Below are 18,152 nucleotides of genomic sequence, written 5' to 3'. Positions count from 1 at the left end.
CCACCATGAACAACTCCGTAGGAAACACCGGGCGGGTCCTCTGGGCGGGCCTCCGTGCCCTCCTCGTCCTCACCGTCGTGTGCGGCGTCCTCTACCCGCTCGCCGTCACCGGCGTCGCCCAACTGGTCTTCCCCGGCAAGGCGAACGGCTCCGAGATCACCGACGCGAGCGGCAAGGTCGTCGGCTCCGAGCTCATCGGCCAGACCTACAACCTGCCGCTGGAGGACGGCGAGGAGACGGCGGCCCCGGACCTGAAGTGGTTCCAGCCCCGCCCCTCCAACGGCCTCGGCACGAACAGCGTCAACGGCCAGTACTCGATCATCCTCTCCGGCGCTACGAACCGCTCCGGCGACAACGAGGACCTGATCCAGTGGGTCAAGGACGCCAAGGCGGCCGTGGTCAAGGACAACTCGGTGAGCGGCTACACGGTGAAGCCGTCGGACGTTCCCGCCGACGCGGTCACCTCCTCCGGCTCCGGCCTGGACCCGCACATCTCCCCGGAGTACGCGAAGCTCCAGGTCCACCGGATCGCCGAGACGAACGAGCTGACCGTCGCCCAGGTCGACAGGCTCGTCGCCGACCACACCGACGCCCGCGTCCTCGGCTTCATCGGTGAGCCCCGCGTCAACGTCCTGAAGCTCAACATCGCGCTCAAGGAACTGACCAAGGGCTGATGGCCCTGTCGCGATACGGCGACGCCCCACGCGGGGCGTCGCGTGGGGCTGGGTCTCGCCGTGGCCAGGGGCTTCGTCGAGGCCATGAGAAGGCTCAGGCGGCGCGGCGGTACCGGGCGGCGACCGAGGCGATCCACACCATCGCCGTGATCACCCCGATCGCCAGGGTGAGCGTGCCGGCCGTGCCGCCGCTCATCGCCCAGCCGTTGCCGAGCAGCAGCGCCGTCCCCGCGATCCGCGAGCCGATGGCGTGCTTCCGCATCCCGGCGCGGCCGAAGTGCCGGCCCAGGACGTAGCAGGCGGCGATCAGCGAGATGAACGTGACCGAACCGGCGGCGAAGTGGGCGTAGCTCTGCCAGGACAGCGCGGCGGGCATCCCGTCCGGCGCCCCGACGGGGAAACCGTCGGCCGGGTCCATCACGAACGCTCCCGCCGCGATCATGCCGACACCGCTGAGCCGTACGAGCCGCGGCGCCCACGTCCCGCCGGGCGTACCCCGCAGGACCCGGCGCAGTCCGCCGGCGCCGATGACGGTGAGGACACCGGCGAGGACGAAGTTGGTGATCTGGATCCAGCCGAGCGACCCGTTGCTGAGGGCGCTCAGCGGGTGGCGGGTGATGTCGTAGCCGTCGCGGGTGGCGGCCTGGGTGAGGGCCACGAGAGCCCACAGGGGCTGCGCCACGACCGCGACGGTGAGCAGGGAGCGGGTGGTGGAGGGGGAGGGGGCGACGGTCGCGGCGGTGGTGCGGGGGGCGGTCTGCGTGGTGGCCATGTCGGGGCTCTCTTCCGGTGTCCGGGGCGATCTGCTTCTCGATGACACGTCGATTCGGCGATGTGACAGGGAACGGCCTCATTCCCTGTCACATGCCGTTGTTCGACGCTTAGGCAGAACCACCCGGAACGATCACCGGCACGATGACCGGAACGATCACCGGCACGATGACCGGAACGATCACCGGCACGATGACCGGCACGATGACCGGCGCGATGACCGGAACGACGAGAGGACCAGAGATCCCCATGCGCTACCTGATGACGACCAAGCCGTCCGACACCGCCCCCGACGAGAAGCTGTACGCCGAGATGGGCCGGTTCATCGAGGAGCTGACGGCGGCCGGTGTGCTCCTGGCGACCGGAGGCCTGGAGCCGGGCGGCGTCCGCGTGACCTCCGCCGGGGACGAGATCACCGTGACGGACGGGCCCTTCGCCGAGGCCAAGGAGGCCGTGGCCGGCTTCGCGCTGATCGAGGTCCGCTCCAAGGAGGAGGCGATCGAGCTGGCCCGCCGCTTCCGCCGGATCGTCGGAGACGGCGAGAGCGTGGTCCAGGAGGTCTTCGGTCCCTGACAGCCGAGATACCCGAGGCAGCCGAGATACCTGAGATACCCGGGACACCCGATCACAGCACCCCCGCGGCTTGCGACCGAGCCGCGGCGGGTGCTGTGATCGTTCCTGTGCTGCCGGACGTTCACCGCACGGTCGATGCGGCCTGGAAACTGGAGTCGGCGAAGATCGTCGCCTCGCTCACCCGCATGGTCCGCGACGTCGGTCTCGCCGAGGAGCTGGCCCAGGACGCCCTCGTCGCCGCCCTCGAGCAGTGGCCCGTCTCGGGCGTCCCCGACAACCCCGGCGCCTGGCTGACGACCACCGCCAAGCGGCGCGCCCTCGACCACCTCCGCCGCACCCAGCGCCTCGAACGCAAGCAGGAGCAGCTCGCCCACGAGCTGGGACAGCGACAGGACCGCCACCACGACCCCGACGCGCGGCCGGACGACGAGCCGGACGACGTCCTCCGGCTCGTCTTCCTCTCCTGTCACCCGGTGCTGCCGACGGAGTCCCGCGCCGCCCTGACGCTCCGCCTGCTCGGCGGCCTGACGGCCCAGGAGATCGCCCGCGCCTTCCTCGTCACCGAGACGGTGATCACCCAGCGCGTCGCCGGAGCCAAGCGGACGCTGGCCGAGGAGGGCGTCCCCTTCGAGCTGCCGGACGGAGACCACCTGGCCGAGCGGCTCTCCTCGGTCCTCGAAGTCATCTACCTGATCTTCAACGAGGGGTACTCCGCGACCTCCGGCGACGATCTGATGCGGCCCGGACTCTGCCTGGAGGCCCTGCGCCTCGGCCGGCTCCTCGCCGAACTGGCCCCGCGGGAAACCGAGGTGCACGGCCTCGTCGCACTGATGGAGATCCAGGCGTCCCGCGCCGCCGCGCGCACCGGACCGTCCGGCGAGCCCGTCCCCCTCCACGAGCAGAACCGGGGCCGCTGGGACCAGCTGCTCATCCGCCGCGGCTTCACCGCGATGCTGAAGGCCCGGGAGGGTCTCGTCGAAGGAGAGGCGGGCGGCGCCCCCGGCCCGTACATGCTCCAGGCGGCGATCGCCGTCTGCCACGCACAGGCCAGGAGCGCGGAGGACACCGACTGGGCCCAGATCGCCTCCCTGTACGCGACCTTGACCCGGATCCTGCCGACGCCGGTCGTCCGGCTGAACAGCGCCGTGGCGGTCGGGATGGCGTACGGGCCGGGGGCGGGGCTCGAACTCATCGACGCCCTCCTCACCGATCCGGTGCTGCGCGACTACCACCTCCTCCCCAGCGTCCGGGGGGACCTGCTGGCCCGGCTCGACCGCTTCGACGAGGCCCGCGTCGAGTTCCGGCGGGCGGCGTCCCTCGCGCGGAACGCCGCCGAGCGCGCCTTCCTGGAGCGGCGCGCGGACGCGCTCGGCGCCGCCGCCCCGGTGGGACCCGTCCTGGGGGAGGCGGCCGAGGAGTTCCTGCGCCGCGACGACCTGGACCCCGCGACGAGACGCTCGTACGGGCAGACCCTGCGCCGCCTCCGCCGCAGCCTCGGCGACCGGCAGCCGCTGGCGTCCCTGACGGCGGACCAGGTGACGCGGGTGTTCACGACGGCCTGGGGCGAGGCGGCGGCGGCGACCTGGAACCGGCACAGGGCGGCCGTCCGGTCCTTCGGCGCCTGGGCCTCCCTGGACGACCTCGCCGCGGGGCTCGACCGCCGCGCCGGGACCCGCCCCCGGGCGCGGCCCCTCGACCCCGCGCAGCTCGACGCGGTGTGGAGCCTCCCGGACCTGCCGCTGCGCGAGGAGACGCTGTGGCGCCTGCTGTACGAGTCGGGTGCCGGGGCGACGGCGGTCCTGTCCCTGGACGTCGAGGACCTGGACCTCGACGACCGCCGCGCCCGCTCCCGCTCCGGTTCCCCTGGCTCGGCCGGCTCCTGGGTGAGCTGGCGCTCCGGCACGGCCCGGCTCCTGCCCCGGCTGCTCGCCGGCCGGACACGCGGCCCGGTGTTCCTCTCCGACCGCCGCCCCGGCCCGGCCCGTACGCCCGGGGCGTCCGACCTGTGCCCGGACACGGGCCGCCGCCGGCTCTCCTACGAGCGGGCCGAGTACCTCTTCAAGCAGGCCACCAGGCCCCTGGACCCGGCCCGCGACGGCTACACCCTGCGCCGGCTCAAGCCGCACCACCGGGATCGCTGACCGGGGCCCTCCGTGTCGCCAGGGCCAGGACCGGCGCGGCGGCGACGAGCAGAGCGAGGGTCGCGTAGCCGTACGTGAGGGTCGAGAGCGTGGCGACGGCGGCGACGATCAACGGGCCGCCGGCATCGCCGAGTTCGCGGCCGAGCTCGGCGGAGCCCATCGTCTGCCCGAGCCGTTCCTCAGGGGTGGAGGCGGCGAGGGCGGCGAAGCCGAGCGGGGTGATCAGGCCGGTGCCGGTACCGATGAGAGCGGCGGCGAGCAGGATGCCGACGAGCCCGGGGAGCGTGGCCGCCGCGAGCCCGGCCGCCGTGACGGCGAGACCGGTGAGGAGTCCCGTACGGGTGGTCAGGCGGCCCGCGTCGAGGGCGCGTCCGGCCTTCGGCTGGACGAAGGCGGCGGTCGCGGCGAGGACGGAGACGGCCGCGCCGGTGGCGACGGTGCCGAGGCCGGCGGCGGCGCCGGAGACGGGCAGGAAGCCGACGCCGACGGAGAGCGCGGCGGTGGCGGCGGCGAGCGCGGCGGTCGGCGCGAGGAAGGAGCGGTCCGCGAGCCTCCGGGCGAGGTCGGCGACGGTCTGCCGCTTGCGGGGGAGCGGCGGTACGGCGGGCACGGCGAGCGCCGCCCAGAGGGCGACGGCCGCACCGCACACGGCCATGACGACGAACAGCAGGCGCAGCCCCCCGGCCCAGACGAGGACGCCGCCGAAGAGCGGCCCGAGGGTGTAGCCGATCGACTTGTAGAAGCCGTAACTCCCGAACGCCCGCCCGTGCTTGGCCGCCGGGTTGAGGCGGGCCACGAGGGCGGAGGCGGACGGGGAGAAGGCGGAGGCGGCCGCGCCCTGACCGAGGCGGGCGGTCCACAGCCAGCCGGGGCTGTCGGCGATCGCGTACAGCGCGGAGGCGGCGGCGAAGGCGAGCAGCCCGCCCAGGAGGACGGGCTTGCCGCCGATCCGGTCGGCGAGCGAGCCGAACACGGGCTTGAGCAGGACTTCGGCGCCGTCGTACAGGGCGAGCAGCCCGCCGAGGACGAGGAGCGAGGTGACGGCGTCCTCGGAGAAGCCGCCGAGGTTGGCGGCGATGCCGTGGGCTCCGAAAGCGGTGGTGAACCCGGCGGCGTACAGCGGCCACATGGCCCGCTTCGGGGCTATGGCGGTGGTCACGGGGTGGGCTCCTCATCGGTGCCGTGCAGGACGGTGAAGACGCGCTCGGCGTACTCCTCGCACACCTCGGTGCAGTGCTTCAGCCGCGCTGCGGCCTCCGTCGCCTCCGGGGCGCCGAAGACGTCCCGGGCGGTCAGGTCCCGGTGCCAGCGGCGCAGCCGCTCAAGGCTCTGCTCCTCTTCCTCCAGCTCCGCCAGGGTGAACTTGGCGATGCGGATCTCCTTGGCGATCTCCTCATCGAACTTCCCGCAGTCCGCGAGGAATTCGGCCCAGTCCGCGGACCGGGCGGCGGTGAACATCGCCTGGAAGCGGGCCGCGTCGGCGCCGCTCCGCCCGGCGGCCTCCAGGGTGATGGCCTCGCCGCCGTCGACACCCCCGGTCAGCCCGACGGCCCGGGCGACGCCGTCGGCGAAGACCGGCACGTCGGGCACGGCCCAGACGCCCTGCCCGAGGGAGAGAGCGCCGACCTTCCGCAACTCGCGCCAGACGGCGACGCGGTGCCGGGAGGGAGAGGCGGGAAGCCGGATGAGGAGGACGAGCCAGCGCACACGGCGGTCGAAGTCTGTCACGGCAAAAAATGTAGCAGCCGTTACATGTCGTGAGGCGTCCGGGGAGTGCGGCACGAGCCGATCCAGATGCCGGTGTCGGCGCTGCCCAACCCCGCGCACCCCGCGCGCAAAACCACTGGCCGACTCATGACACACAGACGATCATGGGGCGCATGAGTGACCAACCCGCGCGATGGAGCCAGGCGAGCGTCTACCCCGACATGTGGGCGGACCCGGACGACGACCCCCGCAACAGCGAAGGAGACGCCCCGGAGGGCGAGCTCGCGACGCTGCTGGACTTCCTTTCGGGCTACCGCCTGACGCTGCGGATGAAGTGTGAGGGCCTGGACCCGGAGCAGCTGGCCCGCCGGTCGGTGCCGCCGTCGACGATGTCGCTGCTCGGCCTGATCCGGCACCTCGCCGAGGTGGAGCGGGACTGGCAGAACTGGATCGTCGACGGCGAACCGCTGCCGAGCCTGTACGGCGAGGACGACGGGGACTTCCTCGGAGCCGTGGCGGACCAGGCCGTGGTCGACGCCGCCTACGCCGACCTGGAACGCGAGCAGGCCGCCACCGACGCCGTGCTCGCCGGGCACCCGGACCTGAGCGAGCGCCTGGCGAAGGACGGGATAGCCGTCCGCGAGCTGATGGTCCACAGGGTCGAGGAGTACGCCCGCCACTGCGGGCACGCCGACCTGTTGCGCGAGTGCGTGGACGGACGAGTGGGTCAGTAGCGAAAGCGGGGACGTTCAGATACGCCCGAGTGTCACCGCGCAGACCCTCGGTGATGCCCGGGGTCGACCGCCGTCTCACTCGATGGTGTGGACTCTCACGGGTGGCGGCGCGCGGCGACGTGGACGGACGGAGCGTGTTCCGCCGCCCGCGCGGGTGACGGGCCCCCATGCGCCCCCGCCGGCGGGCGGGCGGCGACGGTCCGTCGTATCCCCACGTATCCCTACACTCCCCGCATATGTCGCTCTGGCTGCTCAATCACTTCAGTACGTTCACCCTGGCCGTGGCCACCGTCGGCGGGACCGTCGTCCTGGCCGTCGTCGGCAGCGTGCTGCTCCGCCGCAGGTACCCCTCCTTGGCGGAGGGCGAACACAATGACATGGTCGGTGTGACGCTGGGGATGTTCGGCGCGATCTACGGGATCATCCTCGCCTTCGTCATCGTCACCCTCTGGACGCAACTGGAGAGCACGCAGACGATCGTCGCGGCCGAGGCCACGGACATGGCCCTCATCGCCCGGGACGCCGCCGCCTTCCCGCCCCCGGTCCGCGCCCGCCTCGACGACGCCCTCAGCGACTACGTCCACTCCGTCGTGGAAGTCCAGTGGCCCCTGATGCGTGAGGGAGTGCCGAGCTACGAGGCCACCTCCGCCAAGTTCCAGGCCGTCTACGACGTGCTCCAGGCGTACGAGCCGAAGACCGCCCACGAGGAGGTCTTCTACGGGGAGGCCGTCGACCACCTCAACGACGTCGCCTCCCAGCGGCGGGCCCGCCTGACCATGGCCGAACAGCAACTGCCCCCGCTGCTCCAGGCCCTGGCCTTCGGCGGCGCGCTCGTCCTGATCCCGCTCACCTTCCTCTACGGCATGCGCAAGCTGCGGATCCAGCTCCTCTTCGTCGCCTCCGTCGCCGCCCTCATCGGCTTCAGCCTGCTCCTGGTCTTCGTCCTCGACCGCCCCTTCGCCGGCGAACTCAGCGTGAGCCCGGCGCCGTACCGGGAGGGGGCGCTCGCGCGGTACTGGACGCCGTGACGGAGGGGCGGGGCGGGTTACGGCGGGCGAGGAGGGGCGAGCCCGCCGGGTACGGTCGGCCGGGTGCGGTCAGGCGGCGGGCTTGCCGGGCTCGTCGTGGGTGGCGCAGTGGATCCCGCCCCCGCCGGAGGCGATGGTGTCGATCTGCACCTGGACGACGTCCCGCTTCGGGAACTGTTCCTGGAGGATGGCCTTCGCCCGCGCGTCGGCCTTCTTGTCGCCGAACCTGGGCAGGAAGACCGAGTCGTTGGCGACGTAGAAGTTCGCGTAGGTCGACACGAAGTCGTCGCCCTCGCCGGTGATCCTGTCGAGGTCGGGCTGCGGCAGGTCGATGATCTCGAAGCGTCGGCCCCGCGCGTCGGTCGCCTTCTCCAGCACCGAGCGGGCCTGGTCGGCCGAGCGGGACCAGGAGTCCGGGGGAGTGCCGGGGAAGGCCTGGTCGAGCAGGACCACGCCGGGCGCGGTGTAGCGGACGAGACTGTCGACGTGCGCGTCGGTGATGTCCTCGCCGCGGACGCCCGCGAGCCAGACGACCTTCTCCACACCGAGGGTCTCGATCAGCGCGTCCTCGATCTGGTCCCGGCCCTTCCCGCGGTTGCGGTTGTCGTTGACGATCGAGCTCTCGGTGATCAGGAGCGTGCCCTCGCCGTCGGTCTCGAAGGAGCCGCCCTCGGCGACGAGCGGCGCCTCCTCGCGGGGGATGCCGTACTTGGCGAGGAGCTTCCGGCCCACCTGCGCGTCGTTGGTGTGCTCCTGCTTGTCGCCCCAGCCGTTGAAGTTGAAGTCGACCCCGATGACCTCGCCGGCGTCCTCGACGAAGACCGGGACGGTGTCGCGGGCCCACAGGTCGTCGACGGCGAGCGGGATGACCTCGACCTGGCTGCCGCAGGCCCGCTGCGCCGCCGCCACCTGCTCCGGGCGCGCCATCATGACGACCGCCTCGTACTCCCCGACGGCCCGCGCGATCCGGGCGATGTCCTCCCGTACGTAGGGCAGGTCCTCCTCCCAGACGGAGGCGAGGGCCGGCCAGGACATGAACGTACGGACGTGGCTCTCCCACTCGGCGCCGAAGCGCCGCTCCCCGTCGGCGGCGGGAGTGCGGGAGGGAGTGCCGGCCGTCCCCCCGAGTGTGGAGTCCTCCGGTCCGCAGGCGGCGGCGCCGAGGCCGAGCGCGGCGCCGATTCCGGCGAAGGCGCGCAAGGCGGTGCGGCGGGTGGGGATGAAGTGGGACACAGCGTGCTCCGATCGTGGGCCGGCGAGAGTATCCGGCGGCGGCCGGCGGATCGCGGTGACGCGGCGCGGCGGCGGAATCGCGGGCCTTGGCCTCACGCGCACGGCGGCCGTGGAGACGGCTGGGCAGCGACGTGAGTGGGGGTGGCCGTGGACGCCATGGTGTCACTGACTGAATTTTCAGTCAAACAAGGGGGTGAGGGGCCTGCGTGAGGGTGGGGCTATATTGACTGAAAATTTGGTCAAGGGGCCCGAGACCGACGTCTTCGCGCTCGGCGCGCTGGCCGCGTACGTCGCCGGGGGCACCCTGCCCTTCGGGTCGGGGCCCGAGTCGGCGGCCCTCTACCGCGTGGTCCACGAGCCCGCCGACCTCTCGCGCGTACCGGCGGAGCTGCGCGAGCTCGTGGGGCACTGCCTGGCCAAGGCCCCGGAGAACCGCCCCACTCCGGCGCAGCTGATCGCCGCCGTCCGCGCACACCCGGCCGTCGGTCCTTCGCCGGATCTCGGCGACCTCCGGCTGCCCGAGGAGCTTCGGCTGTCCGACGAGCGTCGGCCGACCGCGCCTTTCGACGGGCGTTCGCCGCACGACGACCCCACGCGGGCGTCCGCCCCCGCGATCCCGGTGCCCACGGAGCGGGTCATGGTGCCCGTACCGCAGCCCGTGCCCCCGCCCGCACCCTCGCCCGTGCCCCCGCCCGCACCCTCGCCCGTGCCCCCGCCCGCACCCTCGCCCGTGTCCCCGACCGCACCGCCGCGCGGGCCGGCCGCGCGGCGGGCCCGGCCCGGGAAGCGGCGGGGTCGTACGGCTCTGGCGGCCGGCGGCGTCGTCGTCCTCGCAGGGCTGGTGGTGGCGGGCGTCGCGTACTGGCCGGCGGCGGATCCGGACCGGGGCGGCGGTGCGGGGCCGGCCGCCGGGTACACGCCGGGCTACGCGGACGGGGAACTGACCGCGCCGGACGACGGCTACGAGTTCGACCTGGGCGCCGGGAAGGTGACGCCCGCCGAGACCGCCGACTGGTACCTCGCCCGGGACAAGAGCGGTTTCGTGCTCCCCGAGGACGCCGACGCCTTCGTCGCCTCGGGGTACGTGCTCGGCCCGGCCGACTGCGAGCGCGGGCTCGACGCGGAACCGGTGACGAGCCTGTCGTTCGACGAGCTCGGCGACGAGCGGCCGTTCTGCGTCCGCGCCGCCGACGGCAGGCGGCTCGTCGTGGCGCGACTGGTCGACGGGCCCTCCGGCGGCGGGCCCGTCACGCTCGTGCTGAGCCAGTACCGGCGGAACGGCTGAGCGTCCTGGGCCTCAGGTCGCTGGGGCGGTGGCCGGACCGAGCGCGGGTGCCGCCCGGCGGTCCGGATAGGGTTCGTGACATGGCATCTCGTAGTACTCAGATCCTGGAAGCGGCCGCCCGGGTGATCGCCCGGCGCGGGGTCCGCGGGCTCCGCGTGGAGGAATTGGCCGAAGAGGCCGGGGTCTCCACCGGTCTGATCTACTACCACTTCAAGGATCGCACCGGAATCCTGCGCCACACGCTGGAGTTCATCAACAACCGTGCCGAGCGGTACACCGCGGCGCAGGACGAGGCGGCGGAGCCGCTGAGCCCCCGCGAGGAGCTCGACCAGGTGCTGCTCCTGGAGCTCCAGGACACCCCGGAGGTACGGGAGAACAGCACGGCCTGGGGCGAACTGCGGGCGAGCGCCGTCTTCGATCCCGTCCTGCGCGAGGACCTCGCCCGGGCGACCCTGGTGTGGGTGCAGGAGGTGGCCGGGCTCCTCGGTCAGGTGCGGCCCCTGGCCCCGGCGGTCGGGCTCGCGGCCTCCGCCGAACGGCTCACGGCTCTGCTGGAGGGCCTGAGCATGCGCTGGCTGAGCGGCGGCCTCGGGATCGACCACGCGCGCGGCCTCATGGCGCAGGCCGTCGAGGTGGAGCTGGACCGGCTGCCGCAGTCGTAGCCTCCGGCCCTCGGCAGGTCCCCCGTACTCCCCCTGGTACTCCCCGCGAGCCCCGGCCGGAAAGTCCAAGCCCCTGCGGACAAGCGTCTATGGGCGCGGTCCGCGCGGCACGGTTCTGTGGACCCAGCCACCGTGACGCGCCCGGCAGGGTTCCGGTCGGCGAGGTAGCGCCGCCATGAAGAGCTGCGCACGGAGACCAGCCAAGGAGTCACCATTGTCAACTCCTCGAAGAAGCCTGATCGGTACGGTCGTCGCCGTGACCCTCGCGATGGTCGGAGCCGGCGCCGCGGTGACGGCACCGGCACCGGCATCGGCGACGACGCCCGCACCCGCGTCCGCACCCGCGTCCGCACCGGCTGCCGCTAACGCCGCCACGTACAGCGTCACCGTCGGCGCGAAGGGATCGTGGACGCACCCCGATGACACTCCGGCCGCCACCTACATCGACAAGGACGGCACGTTCTACTTCCAGCAGGCCCACGCGCTCTACGGATCGACGCAGCAGCGCAGATGGACCTTCTACACCGGGACGAACTTCGACACCGCCGTCCGGTCGAGCACCCTCAGCGACGCAGTGAACCCGGCGAACGGCAACGACCGGAACAACGACACGACCTGGCGGTGCAACAACAGTCCGACCGGTCTGAAGTCCACCTACGCGCCGACCGGATCGGGCTACTCCCAGAGGAACTTCTGCGACCTGGCCGGGGTGTGGGTCGACCCGGACACCGGCGACTGGTACGGCCTGGTCCACAACGAGTTCACGCCCCAGCCCTTCGGCGACGGCGTCCACTACGACGGGATCGACTACGCCGTCTCCACCGACCAGGGCCGGACCTGGACCATCAAGGACCACGTCATCACCTCCCCGTTCAGCACCGAGCGGGGCGACACGGCGGCCTTCCCGCAGCAGACGTACCACTACGGCGACGGTGACCAGCGCCTGTTCGTCGACACCGCGTCGGGGTACTTCTACGCCTTCTACGGCTCACGGATCGTGGAGAAGAACGGCGGCTGGAAGGCCTTCCACGCACACGTGGCCCGCGCCCCCATCTCCGGGAAGATGGCGCCCGGTTCCTGGAAGAAGTGGTACGACGGCACCTGGACCGAGCCCGGTGTCGGCGGCCGCGAGAGCAACATGACGCCGGTGGGGGGTACCGACACGACCGGCTACACGCCCGTCGGGGGCGAGTACGACCCGGTGACCCCCGGCACCGTGAGCCAGCAGGTCGCGGCCGGCGAGATGCCCGCCACATCGCCCCTGTTCGTCATGGACATCACCTACAACGCGCACCTGGGGCTGTACATCGGCGAGCCGCAGGCCGTCGACCAGAGCGGCAACGCGTCCCAGGAGATCTACGCCACCGACGACCTCACCACCCAGAAGTGGTTCCGCCTCGGGGACACGGGCGCCTACAAGAACGCGTCGTGGTACCGCTGGTTCCTCGACGGGGTGAACAAGACCGGGTCGGGGATCGTCGGCAAGAGCTTCCGTTCGTACTGCTCCTTCGGCTGCTCGGGCGGGGCGTCGAGCGAGTACGTGAATCTCGCGATCGACACCTCGGCGCCCGCAGCGCCCGTCGACACGAGCAAGGCGTACCGCATCGCCGGCGCGGGCGGTCGCGTCCTCGCCCAGGTCTCCGGCGGCTCGGCCACCACGTCCGTACCGTCGGCCACCGGCACCGACCTGGAATCGTGGATCTTCACCGCCAACGGCGACGGGTCGTACAGGATCGCCAACGCCGCCACCCGGCAGCTCCTCGGCGTCGACTCCGCCAGTACGGGCAACCGCGCCTGGGGCACCAGGCCGACGGTCAGCGCGGCCCCGGCGGGCGGCCCCTCTGTGGGGCAGCAGTGGTTCGTGATACCCGGCGCGTCCTCCGTGGACGGCTCGCCGAACGGCACGTACCGCCTGGTCAACCGCTACAGCGGCCTCGTGATCGCCATGTCCGGCACCGCGAACCGACTGGCCGAGACGACCCCCACCCGTACGTGGACCAACACCACGGGCAACGCGGTCGGCGGCACGCGCACGGCGGGCGAACAGACCCTGACCCTCACGGCGGTGGGCCAGGCCCCCGGCGGGATCACCGACGGCGACCACACGCTCAGCATGAGCGGAAAGGCCCTGGACAACCCGGGCCACAGCACCACCCCCGGTACGCAGCTCGTCACCTGGACCGCGAACGGCGGCGCCAACCAGACGTGGCGGTTCACCCGCCGCACCGACGGCTCCTACGAGCTCGCCAACGCCGAGTCGGGGCTCTGCGCCGACGTCGACGGCGGGTCGACGGCCGCCGGCGCCAAGGTGATCCAGTGGACCTGCACCGGCGGCACCAACCAGCGCTGGACCGCCACGCGGCTGGCGAACGGCACCTACACCGTCGCCTCGGTGAAGAGCGGTCTCCTGCTCACCGCCGCGTCCACCGCCAACGGCGCCTCGGTCGCCCAACAGCCCGACACGGGCTCGCCCTTGCAGCAGTGGACGATCGACTGACGTGGACCGGATTGGTCATGCGCCTGACAGTATGAGCGTTGCACACTCCCGCTACGGCACCACACCCCGAGGGAGCGATCAGCGCATGACCAAGCCTGAGAGCGCGGTACACGCCTACGACGTCGTCATCAGTGGAGCCGGCCTCGCCGGCAGCGCGGCGGCGATCCTGCTCGCTCGACGCGGGGTCCGCGTCGCCCTGCTGGAACGCCGCTCGGACCCCGAGGCGTACAAGGTGCTGTGCACCCACTCGATCACGGCCAACGCCTACCCGGTCCTGGACGAACTCGGCCTCGTCCCCGCACTGGAGAAGGCGGGAGCCGTCCGCAACGAGGCTCGCTGGCACACCCGTTGGGGCTGGATCGAGCCGAGGGCCGCGGCGGCGGGGCCGCCGCTCCCGTACGGGTACAACATCCGGCGCAGCACCCTCGACCCGTTGATCAGGTCCCGGGCGGCGGAGACCCCGGGCGTCGATCTGCTCCTCGGCCATCAGGTGACCGGACTGGTCCGGGAGGCGGGGCGGACCGTGGGGGTGCGCGCGTCGGCCCCACAGGGCGAGCGCGAGATCCGGGCCCGCCTGGTCGTCGGCGCGGACGGCAAGGACTCGGCCGTGGCGAAGTTCGCCGACGTCCCCGTCCGGCAGCACGAGAACACGCGGTTCGCCTACCTCGCGCACTTCCGCAACCTTCCGCTGCCCGGCGGGATCGCCCAGACCTGGTTCCTCGAACCCGACATGGCGTACGCGTTCCCGAACGACGACGGCGTGACGGTCATGGCCGTGGTCCCGGACAAGGAACGGCTGCCGGCCTTCCGGGACGACCTGGAGGGCAGCTTCCTCGCCTTCGTCCGCGCGCTGCCCGAGGCGCCGCCCATCGACTCCGCCGAACGCATCACGAAGATCATCGGCACGATCGACCACCCCCTCCGCAGCCGCAAGGCGTCCGCACCGGGCGTCGCCCTCATCGGCGACGCAGCCCTGACCGGCGATCCCCTGTGGGGCGTGGGCTGCGGGTGGGCCCTGGAGTCCGCGCGATGGCTGACGGAGGCGGTCGCCTCGACCGCGACCGGCAGGGGCGACCTCGACAAGGCGCTCGCGACGTACGCCCGCACCCACCGGCGCCGGCTGACAGCCCACCAGACCCTGGCGGCCGACTTCGCCAAGGCCCGCCCGTTCAACCCCGTGGAACGCCTGATGTTCTCGGCGGCGGCGCGCGACGAGTCGCTGGCACGGCACATGCACCTCTTCGCCTCGCGCCTGATCGGCCCGCTGCGCTTCCTGAACCCCGCGGCGGTGGCGAAGGCCGCATCCGTCAACCTCAAACACCGGAGGGCGGCCACGGCGCCTACGCGCTGAGTAGTCGTCGAAGGACGCGTACCAGGTGCCGCCGCTGCCGTGCCGATGCCGAGCGCCTGGTGAGTTCCTCCCCGGGCCCGACGGTTTCCACGACTAGCCTCCGCATCATGCTGCGCATCGTCGACACCCGCACCGGCCACCTGGTGGAGATTCCCTCCGTACGCCGTCATCTGCTGAGCATCTGCGTCCACGTGCCGCTCAGCGGCGCCGGGCTCGACCTGATGGACCTGCGGACGCTCCTGGTCGGTGACGTGCTGGCACGCACAGCAGAGCTGCACGGCCTGCAGTCCCGCACGATTCTCACGATGCCGGGCCTGCCGCATCTGCCGCATGAGCAGGCCGCGGCGCTCGATCGTGCCATGTCCGCTCTGGGCGTCCACCCGCCCGCCACCGTCGGTGCGCACCCTCCGAACGGCACACTCTGCGCCGCTGCCGACGTGCATGTCCGCGCGTACGGGACCGCCGAGCAGGGCGCGGTCGACGGGGTCCGTATGGATGTGGGCCACGTCGGCCCGGCATCCCGGGAGACGGACGTCCCGGACCGTTCCCACCTCCCGTCCCCGGCGCTCCTGGACGCCGTGGCCCCGGCGGGGACCGATCCGCTGGCCGTGAGGATGCTGATGCTCGGCCACGCCTACGGCACGTCGGTCACGGTCACCGGCACCGCGCTCGAAGAGGCCCGGCGGGCGCTGGGGGACTGGCGGCAGCTGGTGGCGGACTGGGCGGAGGAACCGTCCAGGCCGGTCCCTGCCGATGTGCTGCGACACGCCCACGCCGTGCTGGCCGATGATCTCGGCGTGCCCGCCGTCCTGGACGCGCTGGGCACCTTGGCGACGCGGTCCGACGTACCGGCCGGTGCCAAGTTCGAGACGTTCGCCTTCCTCGACCGCGTCCTCGGACTGGACCTCGCGCGCGAGGTGGGCCACCAGCACCGGGCGGCGCCATGATGTCGGGTCCGGTCGGTCGCCGTGGCGATCCGCGGGCCATCGGGCAGTCCGGCTCGGCCGCGTCCTTCCTCATACCTCGTCGACGTGGGTGCCGGTGCGAGCGGACTGTCTGCTGGCGGTGAGCCAGGAGGGGGCGGGTTCTGCGGCGGTTTCGGTGTCGACGGTGAGGTGGAGGCGCGTGCCGCCTTCGGGAACGGGGTAGCTGCGCTGTTCCGCCCCGGCGAAGGAGTGGCGGATGACTTCGGCGACCGCGCGGGCGGCTTCAGGGGTGGCGGCGACGATGCGGATCTCGGCGTGTCCGGCCGAGGGCAGGATCGCGGTGTCGGTGGGGTGCAAGGTGTGTGGTCCCTTCACGGGCGAGCGAGAGGCCGGGCGGGTGGGTTGTCCCGGGTGTCGGGTGCCCCACCCGCGGCCTTCGGCCGGAGGAGTGGTCCGAGGTGGTTCAGGGCGAGGTGCCCGTCAGCGGGCGGGGGGCGGCTTGCCCCGTCGCAGTGTCCTGCTCCGTCGGCGTGTGGGGGCTGTGGCCGGGTGGCCGGAAGACGGCCGGGAAGGGGTCGCTGAAGTGGTGGGCCGCGATGCGTGCGTCGTGCTGGGCGTTGAGCCGATGGATCAGGCGCATGCCGAGCGCGATCAGCAGGGCGACTGCCGCGAGCGCGATCAAGGTCTCCATGACGTCACCTCCGCGGGTTCGGGCGGAGCAGGATCATCCGCGCGACGACGACCGGGTGCCGGTACGGCGGCAGGGCGGTGGCCTTCGGCGTCGGCGACAGACGCGCCGGAAATGCGGGTGCGAGGGTGGTGGTCATGATCGCGGACCCGTCTCCGGGCCGTCCTGCAGGGCGGCCCAGTGTCTTGATCGCCGGAAACGACGTCCGCGTGGGAGCGGGTGCTCGAGTTACTCCCGGTAATTCGAGCCTACTCCGCTCCCTCGTCGGACGGGCGGTTCCGGCCGGGTGAGATCGCCGTCAGGACTGCGTGGCGATCGGCCTGCGTATGTCGTCGCGTATCTTGCGGGTCTCCGCCGCGGCCACTTCGAGTGAGGAGGTCGGGGTGAACGCGATCGCAACCGTGGTGTTGTCGTCGCCCCAGGCGCACACGGTCTCCTGGTCCACCGTCGTACAGCGGAAGTCGACGTCCGAGCCGGGAGGGCGGATCGTTCTGGGCTGCTCTGTGACGCTCTCGCTGCCCGTGACGGTCATGGCTCTGATCAGGGAGTCCCGATGCCCCTCCGGGTCCGTGTACCGACCGGACGAGCCGTACACCTCCACCGTGCGGAACGCGACGGCTCTTTCGACGCCGGTGCTGGTGACGGTGTAGTCCGCGGAGAAGTGGGTCGAGCCCTTCATGCCGTCCCTGTCCGGTTGCGGGTCCGGAGGGAGCCGGTTCTCGATGTTCCACCCGTACGCGCCGTCCGCGATCGTCTCGGGGATGGTGAGCTCGTGCGTGGCCTTGGGGAGGTTCGCGTCCGAGCCCGCGCCCATGGACGCGTAGATGCCGTACCCCGCGCCGCCGAGCACGATCAGGGCTCCTGCCACACCGGCGGCGAGCAGTCCGGGGCGCTTCCTCGCCGGAGTAGCGGTCTTCGTCTCAGGGTGGAGGGGTGGCTGCTGCGGGAAGGTGGGCAGGGCCTCGGTGCGCGGCGCGTCCGCCACGGTCGCGGCATGCGCGACGTCCCCGGGTGTCGATGGGGGAGCCGTGTCCGGGGCCAGCAGGTCCAACAGCCTTTTCGTGGTGGGCCTTTGTGCCGGATCCTTGGCCAGGCAGGCGGCGACCACCGGACGCACGCCCTCGGGCACGGCGGACAGATCCGCCGGCTCGTGCACCGCCCGGTACATCAGCACCATCGGGGTGCCCTCCCCGAACGCCTGCCCACCGGCCGCCGCGACCAGCACCGCGCCGAGCGCGAACACATCGGCCGCGCCGCCGACTTCGAGCCCCTGAGCCTGCTCGGGGGCCAGGAATCCAGGGGTCCCGAAGGCCGCTCCGGTGTGGGTGAGCCGGGTCGACTCCAAGGCCCGGGCGATGCCGAAGTCGAGCACCCGCGGGCCGTCGTCGGCCATGATGATGTTGCCCGGCTTGAGGTCACGGTGGATCAGGCCGCAGTCGTGAATGGCCTGCAGCGCCTCCGTCAACGCCGCGCCGAGCAGGCGCAGTCGGGCCTCGTCCATCGGGCCGTTTTCGGCGAGCAGGCCCGACAGTGTCGGCCCCGCGATGTAGGCGGTCGCCAGCCAGGGAGCCGGCGCGTCGGGGTCGGCGTCGACGACCTGTGCCGTATGGAACCCGCCGACCCTGCGTGCGGCGTCGACCTCCGCGCGGAACCGGGCGCGGAAGTGCGGATCGGCGGCCAGCTCGGGGCGGGCCACCTTGACGGCGACGGTACGTCCGCCCCGGGACCGTGCCAGGTACACCGTCCCCATGCCACCCGCACCCAGCTCACGCTCCACGGCGTAGTCGCCGATGCGCTCCGGCAGATCCACGCCGTCCACGCTCCACCCCCTGTGCCGCACGCCCCCGTTGGAATGCCGCGGGTCAGTATGACCGACCCTTCC

At 72.4% G+C, this 18,152-nt stretch carries 18 protein-coding genes; 10 read left to right on the top strand and 8 right to left on the bottom strand.

The window, feature by feature from the left end; all coding sequences use genetic code 11:
• Nucleotides 1-5: 5 nt before the first annotated feature.
• Nucleotides 6-674: a potassium-transporting ATPase subunit C gene (locus ACIBG6_RS31160; protein WP_399226038.1), complete on the top strand. Its 669-nt coding sequence runs from the start codon at nt 6-8 to the stop codon at nt 672-674.
• A gap of 94 nt (nt 675-768) precedes the next feature.
• On the opposite strand, the gene ACIBG6_RS31155 is transcribed toward ACIBG6_RS31160, so the two are convergent.
• A complete protein-coding gene (locus ACIBG6_RS31155; RefSeq protein WP_399226037.1) occupies nt 769-1,446 on the bottom strand; it encodes a DUF998 domain-containing protein in 678 nt (225 codons plus the stop codon).
• Nucleotides 1,447-1,589: 143 nt separating this feature from the next.
• Here ACIBG6_RS31155 and ACIBG6_RS31150 point away from each other — a divergent pair, with 143 nt between their 5' ends.
• Both ACIBG6_RS31150 and ACIBG6_RS31145 read left to right on the top strand, forming a co-directional pair.
• Nucleotides 1,590-2,018, top strand: coding sequence for a YciI family protein (locus ACIBG6_RS31150; RefSeq protein ID WP_399226036.1), 429 nt, complete (start codon nt 1,590-1,592; stop codon nt 2,016-2,018).
• Nucleotides 2,019-2,125: 107 nt separating this feature from the next.
• Nucleotides 2,126-4,159, top strand: a complete 2,034-nt coding sequence (locus tag ACIBG6_RS31145) for a sigma-70 family RNA polymerase sigma factor (RefSeq protein WP_399226035.1) — start codon at nt 2,126-2,128, stop codon at nt 4,157-4,159.
• Here the strand turns inward: ACIBG6_RS31145 and ACIBG6_RS31140 are convergent.
• Entirely contained in the window at nt 4,134-5,288 is a 1,155-nt protein-coding gene (locus tag ACIBG6_RS31140) for an MFS transporter (RefSeq protein ID WP_399226097.1), read from the bottom strand. The two genes, ACIBG6_RS31145 and ACIBG6_RS31140, sit on opposite strands and share 26 nt — an antisense overlap.
• A 26-nt stretch (nt 5,289-5,314) precedes the next feature.
• Nucleotides 5,315-5,887, bottom strand: a complete 573-nt coding sequence (locus tag ACIBG6_RS31135; protein WP_399226034.1) for a Chromate resistance protein ChrB — start codon at nt 5,885-5,887, stop codon at nt 5,315-5,317.
• A 143-nt stretch (nt 5,888-6,030) separates the two neighbouring features.
• Here ACIBG6_RS31135 and ACIBG6_RS31130 point away from each other — a divergent pair, with 143 nt between their 5' ends.
• Together ACIBG6_RS31130 and ACIBG6_RS31125 are read left to right on the top strand one after the other, a co-directional pair.
• Complete coding sequence (locus tag ACIBG6_RS31130; protein WP_399226033.1) at nt 6,031-6,600, top strand: DinB family protein; 570 nt, start codon at nt 6,031-6,033, stop codon at nt 6,598-6,600.
• A gap of 236 nt (nt 6,601-6,836) precedes the next feature.
• Nucleotides 6,837-7,628, top strand: a complete 792-nt coding sequence (locus ACIBG6_RS31125; protein ID WP_399226032.1) for a DUF4239 domain-containing protein — start codon at nt 6,837-6,839, stop codon at nt 7,626-7,628.
• A gap of 69 nt (nt 7,629-7,697) precedes the next feature.
• Here the strand turns inward: ACIBG6_RS31125 and ACIBG6_RS31120 are convergent, their stop codons facing one another.
• A complete protein-coding gene (locus tag ACIBG6_RS31120; RefSeq protein WP_399226031.1) occupies nt 7,698-8,861 on the bottom strand; it encodes an agmatine deiminase family protein in 1,164 nt (387 codons plus the stop codon).
• Between the two features lie 223 nt (nt 8,862-9,084).
• Between ACIBG6_RS31120 and ACIBG6_RS31115 the strand changes: the two genes are divergently transcribed.
• The 5 genes from ACIBG6_RS31115 to ACIBG6_RS31095 all read left to right on the top strand — a co-directional run bounded on the left by ACIBG6_RS31115 (nt 9,085) and on the right by ACIBG6_RS31095 (nt 15,603).
• The gene (locus ACIBG6_RS31115) at nt 9,085-10,146 is read left to right on the top strand and encodes a hypothetical protein (RefSeq protein WP_399226030.1); all 1,062 of its coding nucleotides are present in this window, start codon (nt 9,085-9,087) and stop codon (nt 10,144-10,146) included.
• An 80-nt stretch (nt 10,147-10,226) separates the two neighbouring features.
• Complete coding sequence (locus ACIBG6_RS31110) at nt 10,227-10,808, top strand: TetR/AcrR family transcriptional regulator (RefSeq protein ID WP_399226029.1); 582 nt, start codon at nt 10,227-10,229, stop codon at nt 10,806-10,808.
• Between the two features lie 214 nt (nt 10,809-11,022).
• Nucleotides 11,023-13,305: an RICIN domain-containing protein gene (locus tag ACIBG6_RS31105; protein ID WP_399226028.1), complete on the top strand. Its 2,283-nt coding sequence runs from the start codon at nt 11,023-11,025 to the stop codon at nt 13,303-13,305.
• Between the two features lie 85 nt (nt 13,306-13,390).
• Entirely contained in the window at nt 13,391-14,656 is a 1,266-nt protein-coding gene (locus ACIBG6_RS31100) for an NAD(P)/FAD-dependent oxidoreductase (RefSeq protein WP_399226027.1), read from the top strand.
• Between the two features lie 107 nt (nt 14,657-14,763).
• Nucleotides 14,764-15,603 (top strand): hypothetical protein, encoded by an 840-nt coding sequence (locus ACIBG6_RS31095; RefSeq protein WP_399226026.1) that lies wholly within the window; start codon nt 14,764-14,766, stop codon nt 15,601-15,603.
• A gap of 69 nt (nt 15,604-15,672) precedes the next feature.
• Here ACIBG6_RS31095 and ACIBG6_RS31090 read toward each other — a convergent pair whose 3' ends face one another.
• From ACIBG6_RS31090 to ACIBG6_RS31075, 4 genes are all read right to left on the bottom strand, one after another.
• On the bottom strand, nt 15,673-15,939 hold the full coding sequence (locus ACIBG6_RS31090; protein ID WP_399226025.1) for a hypothetical protein: 267 nt from the start codon (nt 15,937-15,939) through the stop codon (nt 15,673-15,675).
• A 106-nt stretch (nt 15,940-16,045) separates the two neighbouring features.
• Nucleotides 16,046-16,273 carry a hypothetical protein gene (locus ACIBG6_RS31085; RefSeq protein ID WP_399226024.1) on the bottom strand — a complete coding sequence of 76 codons (228 nt, stop codon included), beginning with the start codon at nt 16,271-16,273 and terminating at the stop codon, nt 16,046-16,048.
• Nucleotides 16,274-16,277: 4 nt separating this feature from the next.
• Nucleotides 16,278-16,409: a hypothetical protein gene (locus tag ACIBG6_RS31080; RefSeq protein ID WP_399226023.1), complete on the bottom strand. Its 132-nt coding sequence runs from the start codon at nt 16,407-16,409 to the stop codon at nt 16,278-16,280.
• A gap of 159 nt (nt 16,410-16,568) precedes the next feature.
• A complete protein-coding gene (locus ACIBG6_RS31075) occupies nt 16,569-18,089 on the bottom strand; it encodes a protein kinase (protein ID WP_399226022.1) in 1,521 nt (506 codons plus the stop codon).
• Between the last annotated feature and the right edge of the window lie 63 nt (nt 18,090-18,152).

This window comes from Streptomyces sp. NPDC050842, from assembly GCF_044456565.1.
Classification (GTDB): Bacteria; Actinomycetota; Actinomycetes; order Streptomycetales; family Streptomycetaceae; genus Streptomyces.
The sequence above is the reverse complement of the archived record's forward strand: the minus strand, read 5'-3'. Positions and strand labels throughout refer to the sequence as shown.

Coding starts and splice junctions, on each gene's coding strand:
- ACIBG6_RS31160 (WP_399226038.1), top strand. CDS start 6: ATGAACAACTCCGTAGGAAACACCGGGCGGGTCCTCTGGGCGGGCCTC.
- ACIBG6_RS31155 (WP_399226037.1), bottom strand. CDS start 1,446: ATGGCCACCACGCAGACCGCCCCCCGCACCACCGCCGCGACCGTCGCC.
- ACIBG6_RS31150 (WP_399226036.1), top strand. CDS start 1,590: ATGACCGGAACGATCACCGGCACGATGACCGGAACGATCACCGGCACG.
- ACIBG6_RS31140 (WP_399226097.1), bottom strand. CDS start 5,288: ATGTGGCCGCTGTACGCCGCCGGGTTCACCACCGCTTTCGGAGCCCAC.
- ACIBG6_RS31130 (WP_399226033.1), top strand. CDS start 6,031: ATGGGGCGCATGAGTGACCAACCCGCGCGATGGAGCCAGGCGAGCGTC.
- ACIBG6_RS31125 (WP_399226032.1), top strand. CDS start 6,837: ATGTCGCTCTGGCTGCTCAATCACTTCAGTACGTTCACCCTGGCCGTG.
- ACIBG6_RS31110 (WP_399226029.1), top strand. CDS start 10,227: ATGGCATCTCGTAGTACTCAGATCCTGGAAGCGGCCGCCCGGGTGATC.
- ACIBG6_RS31100 (WP_399226027.1), top strand. CDS start 13,391: ATGACCAAGCCTGAGAGCGCGGTACACGCCTACGACGTCGTCATCAGT.
- ACIBG6_RS31095 (WP_399226026.1), top strand. CDS start 14,764: ATGCTGCGCATCGTCGACACCCGCACCGGCCACCTGGTGGAGATTCCC.
- ACIBG6_RS31085 (WP_399226024.1), bottom strand. CDS start 16,273: ATGGAGACCTTGATCGCGCTCGCGGCAGTCGCCCTGCTGATCGCGCTC.
- ACIBG6_RS31080 (WP_399226023.1), bottom strand. CDS start 16,409: ATGACCACCACCCTCGCACCCGCATTTCCGGCGCGTCTGTCGCCGACG.